Raw genomic sequence first — 8,507 nt, forward strand, 5'->3', positions numbered from 1 at the left:
CACTGTAATCCAGGAAATAAACAACTTCGGGTTCAACTTTTATCAGGATGGTGTAGGGATCAGGAGGCATATCAGCAGTAATCGGGAATTTTGCTGTCATGATTTCTCCGACTCTCCGAAGATCTCCTTCATCGGTCACTATCGAGGCTTTACCTTCCACCTGGAGGGCCTGCATACCAAACCAGTCAGGTTCGTCTTCATCAACCGTATAAGCCACATTCGGGTTGTTCGTTATGTTCCGGACTTTTCGGGTGTCTTTATTGGTCGCAAAATAAACGGTTGCGTTTTCGGAAACATATGCCATAGTATGGGCCATTGGTTTTCCTTCCGGGCTTACGGTTGCCAGGTTAAGGTAGTAATGAGTTGCAAGGTACTCGTAAATCTTCTCTTTGAGCTCGTCTGTCATCTTCCCCCACCAGTTTGTAGTATTACTCAGTAGAACTTCTTTTAATAAGCCTTTGATAAGCTTTTGATAAGCCTCATATTTCGAACCCGCAAGATATCTGCATATCTGCAATAGGCCTCTGATCCCATAACAGGAAAAAACTCTCCTCCCTGTTCACGGTTGTTTTCCCTATACAATTTATAGAAACAAAACTTATAAATTTTGCTTCTTAAATTTTGCTTCTTAAATTTTGCTTATTAAATTTTGCTTATAATTATCAGTTCTTATCCTGAGCCAGCCTGCTGGGTTGAAGCCTACTCTTTCAAAAACATACAATGCATAATATAATTTCCTGTTAATATATGTATTTTGAAATCCATTATAGAAATGTAGGGGGAGACCATCAATGAATTATGATATGCAAAAAATTTCAATATTCTTGAAAATTTCTTGTTTCTGTTTAATTTTTTTACTGATAGCCACCGCAGCATCTCCTGCCGCCAGCTCGGAATCTTATGTTTCCGATCAGGGAGGAGAGGGACAGACAGACGTTATGGATGTGGAAGTCAGAGTCAATCCTGACAAAGATGTCAACTGTGTGAAAACAATGGAGTCGGGAAGTACGAAGATTGCGGTCCTGGGATCGGCCGAACTGGATGTTGAAAAAATACTGGAAAACTCAGTAAAGGTAAGTTCGGTAAAGTCGGCAGGGGAAGTGGAGCCGTATGCTATGGAATACAGAGACATTGATTCTGACGGGTATAAAGACCTCGTTATGAGCCTTGATTGTCATGAACTGATGACTCAGCTGGACCTTAGAAAATGCTTCTGCAGGGAAGTACCCTTAAATGTCAGAGCCGTACTTGAAGAAAACGCAGGAACAAAAACAATAGAAGGTAGCGATACGACCCTTATCCTTCCGCGCTTCAGGTGATGGACAGTTCCACCCCCCGAAGGTTCCGGAAAATCCTATCAATATTCGAGATCATGAGATGTATTTTTTCGATATATCAACTGTCCCGGACCGAAAAAAGCAAATATTAGGGGTGAGTTGCAATTCCATAAAGATTATAATAAACATAAAGAAGTGAAGAAAAAAATGTTTGTCTTTGATTTCAAAAACCCGGCAGAAACCCTTAAATGGGTCAGTATGGACGATAGGGTGATGGGCGGGACTTCAAGAAGCCATCTGGTTTATTCCGGAGGAAAGGCCCACTTTAAAGGGGAGGTAGAACTGAATGAGGAACTGCTGGGATTCGCTTCTGTGCGCTCTAAAAACGATACCTTTGACCTGAAAGCCTTTGAAGGCGTCCTTCTCCGGGTAAAAGGAGATGGGAAGACCTACAGGCTTAACATGAAGACCGAAAGGCATCACGACGGGTTCCTATACCAGCATATATTTGAAACCCGGGAAGGGCAGTGGATAGATGTTGAAATTCCTTTTGGAAAGTTCCTTCCCTTCTTCAGAGGCAGGAAAGTGGAGAACGCTGCTCCTCTAAACCCTGAAGATATCAGATCCTTTGGTTTCATGATTGCCGGACAGAAAGGAGATTTTGATCTGGAAATCGAGCACATAAAAGTGTACGGTAAGTAATAGTTATCAAGATTAAGGTATCAAGATTAAGGGTTTTTTCCAGCCAGCAGCTATCGCTTCGTGTGCATAATTTTACTCCACACAAAGTCTGAGAGGTAATGAACCTACATTGAAAACACAAGCCCGAAAAGCATCGCTGATCCCACCCATATAGGAAGCCTGCCAGCATCAATGTCTAAAAGAATGAGCAGGGTATAGAGCAGGGGATAGAGCAGGGAATAGAGCAAAACTTAAGGGGTGAGGGTGAGGATCACAGGGCCGAATACCGGATGGTGCAAGATTCCCCTGTGCCCGAAAAACCGCTGGTGGGGATGCCAGATCACCTTTAAGACTCCCCCGCGCCGGTATGGGCTGCTCTTTATGCCAGGGTCCGAACTTATAAAGAACATCAGAGATAGGCAACCGAAAAAATAAGTATTCTCCGGCTTTTCAGTTAACTTTCAGGGAAAGGAAGAATTGGTCTTTCCAGAAAAAAGAGACTCAACAGTACCAGGAACGGTACAGCTAAGTTTATTTTATCATGCGTTTTTCCGGATGGCACGTTTTTAGACCTATTTCCGTTTTTTCGAAAAATGAGGTGTTTTTGGATTTTGGGCTGAAAACTAAATATAAATCGGCTCTTTTATATAAAACAAATTGAATAAGACCGGAAGGTAGGGGTAGAAGTCTAAATGGAAGAAGCAATCAAGCCTTTCGCTTCTTCACACATTCTTTTAGTTTTTCTTCAAGCCGGATCCGTGAAATAAAAACCCCAAACTGGGTCGCAATGGTTTCAATAACAGTGCGCACACTATCCGAAAGCTCATATTCCATCCTCGAGGAAAGATAAAAGGCGGCAATAACCTTTTTTTCAGACTTTACGGGAATTATTGCCGTAGCCCTGAGGTTTTCCTGCCGGAGCACATCATCTCTGGAGGTCAGAAGGAGGTCTATGTGCTGTTTATAGACAGGCTGCCCTATCATAACGAGCTTGGCATTTGGAGAATTTGCATTATAATAAGAGGCATTCTCGACAAAGGTAGGAGAGAGACCGCGATGGATGGCAAGAGTCATATCGCCGGTCTCTTCATCAATCAGATAGATACCACCGGCATTGATTTCATCTATCTGAAGGCATGAATCAAGCAGCCTGTCAAGTGTCTCATCCAGGTAAGTCGAAGTGCTCAGAGCAATTCCAAGGTCCCTCTGGATATAAAGCAGCTTCTCTTTTCGTTTTCTTTCGGTAATATCAAGAATTATGCCTTTAAGGTACTTTACGACTCCATTCTCATCGGCTTCGATAAAGGTTCTTTCATCAACCCAGCGTACTTCCCCGGACTTTGTCAGTATCTGGTATTCCTGAGAAAAATCAACGTTGTCTTCTTCGATCCTTCTTGAGAGCTCTCTTTCGACTCTTTCAAGGTCGTCAGGGTGCACAATGTTCCCATATAGAAGTTTTCCTGACGTGAATTCTTCTACCGTATACCCGAACTGCTTTATATTCTCAGAAACAAACTCTGCAGGCCAGTACTTCTCTGGCCGCCACAGGAAAACAGTAACAGGAACTTTATTTAATACTGAGATAAGCTCCTTTGCCATCTCAAGTGCATTGCATAAAGCCATCTCATTGAGATATTTGCAGGACTTTTGCCTGCCATTACTTCCGTTTTTAGCCGAGTTCGAAGCCGCTTTAGCCATCTTATTCTCCATACAGGAACCTTTTACAGGAAGCTATGAGAAAATATCACATATTTAGTCTTTTTGCTATAACTACATAGAAACACATAATAAATTAAAAAGATTGTGGTTTGAACTTCCAGATGTATCATGATGCAGAGGCTCATTAATGTTTGACCGATGGAATGTCTAAACATGGCAATTAACAGGAAAAAATAAAAACCATGGGAAAAATATATATACCAAACTCAAATCTGGCTTTTTTTCGGAAGTTGGGAGTTTCAGGTAAGAGATATTAAATAAGTTTTTTTACGAATTCTTTTATTGCCTTATCCTGCCAGCCGTCTATTATCAAAAAAATTAGTCATTGAGAAACGAGTTCTGATTAATTGAAAGATTGGTTTGACTTTATAAGTCAATTCAATAGGTCTATTTAATATATCACTGGAGCCATCTTCCTAAATATAATTAGTAGAGATAATTACAGTGGTAATTACAGTGATAATTACAGTGATAAAGTGATAATTACAGTGATAATTACAGTGATAAAGTGATAATTACAGTGATAATTATTAAATACATTTACGAAAGGCGATTACCAGAGACTTTTTTAAGTGCACCTGTGCTAAGATAAAGAAAGGGGGATTTACAATATGGAAGATAGTTTTCAAGGAGTATTGAAAGGACAGAAAATTGCTTATTTTTCCATGGAAATAGGGCTTCGCAATGAAATCCCGACCTATGCAGGAGGGCTGGGCGTACTTGCAGGCGATACGATTCGTTCGGCTTCAGACCTTACTATTCCGCTTGTAGCTGTAACTCTGGTTAGCAATAAAGGATATTTCAGGCAAAGTCTTGACGCCTCCGGAAGCCAGACCGAACAAACTGAAGAGTGGGACCCTTCACATTTGATGACCAAAATGCAGCAGGAAGTGAGCGTTAAAATTCAGGACAGGGACGTTAAAATCCAGGCATGGCACTATAACTGCAAGAGCCTGACAGGTGGCTGCGTACCCATTATTTTTCTCGATACCAATGTAGAAGGGAACTCCTGGGAAGACCGCGGGATCACCGATTTTCTTTATGGGGGTGAACATCCCTACAGGCTCAGGCAGGAAATTGTGCTCGGGATAGGGGGAGTGAGGATGCTTGAGGCACTTGGCTTTAAGATCCGGAAATACCATATGAATGAAGGGCACTCAAGCCTGCTTGCTCTGGAACTTTTAAAACGCAATGGTAAGGACCCTACGAAAGTAAAGGACCTCTGTATTTTTACCACCCATACTCCTGTGGAAGCAGGGCATGACAAGTTTGATTACGGGCTTGTGGAAGACCTGATCCGGGATAAAAACGAGGTGGAAATCCTCCGAAGGTTCGGAGGGGCAGACCGTTTTAATACGAGCCTTTTTGCCCTTAACCTGTCCAACTATGTCAACGGCGTCACAAAACGGCACAGCCGGGTCTCAAGCGAACTTTTTCCCGGATATTCAATCCAGGCAATAACAAACGGTGTTCACTCCTATACCTGGACCTCTCCTTTTTTCAGGCAACTTTTTGACCGCTATCTTCCGGGCTGGGCAAATGAACCCGAACTCCTGGTAAGGATCGGAGGAATCCCGGATGACGAGATCTGGGAAGCTCACTGGAATGCAAAAAAAGCGCTCATAGATGAGGTTAACAAAAGAACAGGGGCAGGCATGGACTATGAGACCCTGACAATAGGTTTTGCACGGCGTATGACAGAGTATAAACGTGCAACCTTAATCCTCTCCGACCTTGAAAGGCTCAGAAAGGTAAACAGGAGAGGCAGGATTCAGCTTATCTTTGCAGGCAAAGCCCATCCGCACGACGAGGCTGGAAAACAGCTCATAAGAGATATTTTCAAAACCATAGAAACGCTCCGGAACGAGATCAAGATCGTCTTTCTGGAAAATTATGATATGGACCTGGCCGCTAAAATGGTTTCCGGAGTTGACCTCTGGCTGAACACTCCAACCCGCCCTTATGAAGCCTCGGGCACGAGCGGCATGAAAGCTGCCCATAATGGGGTCGTAAATTTTAGCATACTTGATGGCTGGTGGATTGAAGGGTGGATCGAAGGGGTAACTGGCTGGTCAATAGGGCCCCAGCCCGAAGAACATCTTTCCGTAGAAGAAGCCAGGCTCTCTGAGCTTGATGACCTTTACAACAAACTCTACTACATTATCGTCCCCATGTATTACGACCGCAAAGATGAGTGGTTTAAACTGATTAACAACTCAATAGGTATGGTTGCATATTATTTCAACAGCCACAGGATGATGCGGCGTTATGTAACTCATGCTTATCTGTAAACTTATATCTGTAAACTTCAGGAATCAGGCTACTCTGATTAATCGATTAATATTATTTAGAAATCAGGGAGCGTATGAGAACAATTAAAAAACAGAAAACATAAAAAGTAGAAGTTGAAGGAAAAAAGTCCCGAAAAGGTTATGCTTTCTCGGTACTCAGCCTTTTAACTTTTTCACGGGCACTTTCAGCTTTTGTTTTGAGCCCTTTACTATCCCAGAGGTCAGCTGCAATCTTAAAAGCATTTTCTGCTCCCCTCGGATTTCCAAGTTTAAGGAAAACCATTCCCTTTTCATACCAGGCTTCGGGATGATCGGGCTTAAGACGGGTTGCCTTCTCAAAAGCGTGCAGTGCCTCTTTTTCCGAACCGGCTTTAAAGAGAATTTTTCCCCGGAGCTGCCAGGCTTCGGCATTTTCAGGTTTTATCTCAAGAGCTTTTTTAAAAGACTGCACAGCTTTTTCCTGCTCTCCAAGTCTGAGATGGAGTTTCCCAATTTCAAACAGGGTATCCGGGTCATCAGGATTTCTTTCCAGGGCTTTTTCAGATTCGCTGAGTTTCTCTTCACAAAAGCGTATTCGGGCGAGCACTGCATCCTTGCCTTCCCAGGCGTGTTTCTGCACAGGGTTCAGGAAAATCGATTTCTCAAAAGCCTCAAGAGCTTCCCGGAAGTGCTCAAGCTTTGTTAGAGCAAACCCCAGGTTAGCCCAGAGCCCTGCGTTATCGGGCCTAATTTCCGAGGCTCTTTTGAAGATCTCGAGAGCTTCTTCATAGCGTTTGAGTTTCAGCAGGGAATTTCCTTTACGGAACATGGCTGCAAAATCCAGAGGTTTTTCTTCAAGCACACGGTCAAAGGCTTGAATCGCGAGTCTTAACCTTCCCTGTCTGTAAAGAGCCACTCCTTTTTCATAGAGGTCTTCTGCCTCTGTGCTTTCCGGACTTCCGTCTTCCCCCCCACCTCCGGGAATGTCCTTTTCAAGCCCGGTTTCAGAGAGGTATCTGAACCCTGCCGAATCCTCCCGGTCAGGCCTGGTATCAAGATATATAAACTCCTCTTTTGGCACGAAGGACTTGCAGATCCATCCGGACTCAGCCCTTCGGTTAGTGATTATACAGTACCCGTTTATGTATTTTGAACAGACCCCGCAGCAGTAGATGTGCCTCTCCAGACGGTACCGTATCTGGTCAAGCTCGGTAGTAACCAGTCCCTGGTTCAGCCGCGTTTTGAAGGTTTCATACGGAAGATTTTTGATTTTAATATAGACTGTTGAAGGAGCAGGAGGGTCCCATTCAAAGGGTTTTTCGGTTTGCTTTTTGTGGATCATAATTTTCGTTGAGAGTTTCGGTTTAGTCGTATCGGTGTTTTCGAGTCCTGAGGATAATAAGCCTTTTTCGAAGCTTGCAGTTATTCATTTTACTAAAGAACTCATTACCCCATATTTTAATAATTACACAAATTAATTAAAGTCACGAATATTTTTATTAATTAGCATTTAGTCAGCATATTTGCTATAAATAAGGGAGGGTAAATTTATGAGTTACAAACAAACGCACGGCGTCCCAGCTCTATTCTCTTTTTTCATCCCCGGTCTGGGCCAGCTTGTAAAGGGGCACGTGTTCAAGGCACTTGGCGTCTGGGCAGCCCTGCTAATCAGCGCATTCATGAGCATTATCGGAATAGGGATTTTAATGGGAATGGTTGTATGGGTCGCACAGATCTATGATGCCTACAATGCCTGAATGAAGAAACAGGTTGCTCAGGAACTCGGAGATTTTCCGGGAGTTGCACTGCAAGTGCAACAGTCCGCAGTCCGTTTCACTCGCTTCGCTCGCTCAAGCGGACTAATTTATGGATTTTAGCTATGAGCTTCACTGCACTCAATTGGACTAATTTATAGATATTTCTCAATCCATACAACGTCATTCACTTTATCATGTCGTTTTTGTCACGCTCGACGCAGGAGAGCGGTCTTTCCCAAAAAGATATAACAGAAGAAAAAACCCGAAAGTGAAAAACTATCGAAGAAGCCGTAAAAAACAGAAAATGAAAAAATCGAATTCTGCCTGAAAAATACATTTTTTGAGTCTTTTTTCATTTTGGCTTCTCTTTTCTGCTTTTTTTGCAGGGCCGCCAGACAAGCTGGCGGAGGCGCTTATATTTATCTGTGAATTAAAATGAGGCTCCCGAGATCAAGGAAAGTGTTCTTCGGACAGGAAAGACAGTTCTGAATTCAGTATCTCCTGGTGAACCACCAAAAAAGAAGTAAAGGGAAAAAAGGTTTAAGAGAAATTCAGGTTCATCAGCCATTTTCCAGTTTATTAAGTTCCTGAATTCTCAATTCCACGACGTCCATGGCATCTTCAAAGAGCTGCCTGTTGATTTCGATTCCGAAATATTTCTTGAGTTTTTCTTCAGGGGGCATTGTCGAACCCGCAGAAAGGTAGGCAATGTAGTTTTTATTGAAGGTTTCCGGGGCTTCCCTGTACCTGTCTCTTATACACATCTCCGAGCCCACGAGACGGACTCCTATCTCGTATGCCGT

The 8,507-nt window shown here is 43.0% G+C and carries 8 protein-coding genes and 1 pseudogene; 4 read left to right on the forward strand and 5 right to left on the reverse strand.

From position 1 onward, the window contains the following. Window positions 1-406 (reverse strand): pyridoxamine 5'-phosphate oxidase family protein (locus EO95_RS05115; RefSeq protein WP_048132780.1); only part of this gene is annotated, 406 nt, incomplete at its 3' end. Window positions 407-791: 385 nt separating this feature from the next. Between EO95_RS05115 and EO95_RS05120 the strand changes: the two genes are divergently transcribed. Both EO95_RS05120 and EO95_RS05125 read left to right on the forward strand, forming a co-directional pair. Further along, window positions 792-1,319, forward strand: a complete 528-nt coding sequence (locus EO95_RS05120) for a hypothetical protein (RefSeq protein ID WP_048132782.1) — start codon at window positions 792-794, stop codon at window positions 1,317-1,319. 153 nt (window positions 1,320-1,472) lie between these two features. After that, complete coding sequence (locus tag EO95_RS05125; RefSeq protein ID WP_156161254.1) at window positions 1,473-1,979, forward strand: CIA30 family protein; 507 nt, start codon at window positions 1,473-1,475, stop codon at window positions 1,977-1,979. 230 nt (window positions 1,980-2,209) lie between these two features. Here EO95_RS05125 and EO95_RS17465 read toward each other — a convergent pair whose 3' ends face one another. Further along, on the reverse strand, window positions 2,210-2,368 hold the full coding sequence (locus tag EO95_RS17465) for a DUF2227 family putative metal-binding protein (RefSeq protein ID WP_156163981.1): 159 nt from the start codon (window positions 2,366-2,368) through the stop codon (window positions 2,210-2,212). Between the two features lie 295 nt (window positions 2,369-2,663). Further along, on the reverse strand, window positions 2,664-3,656 hold the full coding sequence (locus tag EO95_RS05130) for a GAF domain-containing protein (RefSeq protein ID WP_048132786.1): 993 nt from the start codon (window positions 3,654-3,656) through the stop codon (window positions 2,664-2,666). 632 nt (window positions 3,657-4,288) lie between these two features. On the opposite strand from EO95_RS05130, the gene glgP reads away from it, so the two are divergent. After that, complete coding sequence (glgP, locus tag EO95_RS05135) at window positions 4,289-5,968, forward strand: alpha-glucan family phosphorylase (RefSeq protein ID WP_048132788.1); 1,680 nt, start codon at window positions 4,289-4,291, stop codon at window positions 5,966-5,968. Window positions 5,969-6,107: 139 nt separating this feature from the next. On the opposite strand, the gene EO95_RS05140 is transcribed toward glgP, so the two are convergent. Continuing rightward, window positions 6,108-7,289: a tetratricopeptide repeat protein gene (locus EO95_RS05140; protein ID WP_048132789.1), complete on the reverse strand. Its 1,182-nt coding sequence runs from the start codon at window positions 7,287-7,289 to the stop codon at window positions 6,108-6,110. Between the two features lie 208 nt (window positions 7,290-7,497). On the opposite strand from EO95_RS05140, the gene EO95_RS05145 reads away from it, so the two are divergent. Next, entirely contained in the window at window positions 7,498-7,704 is a 207-nt protein-coding gene (locus EO95_RS05145) for a hypothetical protein (RefSeq protein WP_048132791.1), read from the forward strand. A gap of 560 nt (window positions 7,705-8,264) precedes the next feature. Here EO95_RS05145 and EO95_RS05150 read toward each other — a convergent pair. After that, window positions 8,265-8,507 (reverse strand): annotated as a pseudogene (locus EO95_RS05150) (hypothetical protein); the annotation flags it as partial.

This window comes from Methanosarcina sp. 1.H.T.1A.1 (assembly GCF_000979295.1).
GTDB lineage: Archaea > Halobacteriota > Methanosarcinia > Methanosarcinales > Methanosarcinaceae > Methanosarcina.

What these genes read in the sequence shown, in the direction of transcription:
- EO95_RS05120 (WP_048132782.1), top strand. Translation starts at nt 792, where the DNA reads ATGAATTATGATATGCAAAAAATTTCAATATTCTTGAAAATTTCTTGT.
- EO95_RS17465 (WP_156163981.1), bottom strand. Translation starts at nt 2,368, where the DNA reads ATGTTCTTTATAAGTTCGGACCCTGGCATAAAGAGCAGCCCATACCGG.
- EO95_RS05130 (WP_048132786.1), bottom strand. Translation starts at nt 3,656, where the DNA reads ATGGCTAAAGCGGCTTCGAACTCGGCTAAAAACGGAAGTAATGGCAGG.
- glgP (WP_048132788.1), top strand. Translation starts at nt 4,289, where the DNA reads ATGGAAGATAGTTTTCAAGGAGTATTGAAAGGACAGAAAATTGCTTAT.
- EO95_RS05140 (WP_048132789.1), bottom strand. Translation starts at nt 7,289, where the DNA reads ATGATCCACAAAAAGCAAACCGAAAAACCCTTTGAATGGGACCCTCCT.
- EO95_RS05145 (WP_048132791.1), top strand. Translation starts at nt 7,498, where the DNA reads ATGAGTTACAAACAAACGCACGGCGTCCCAGCTCTATTCTCTTTTTTC.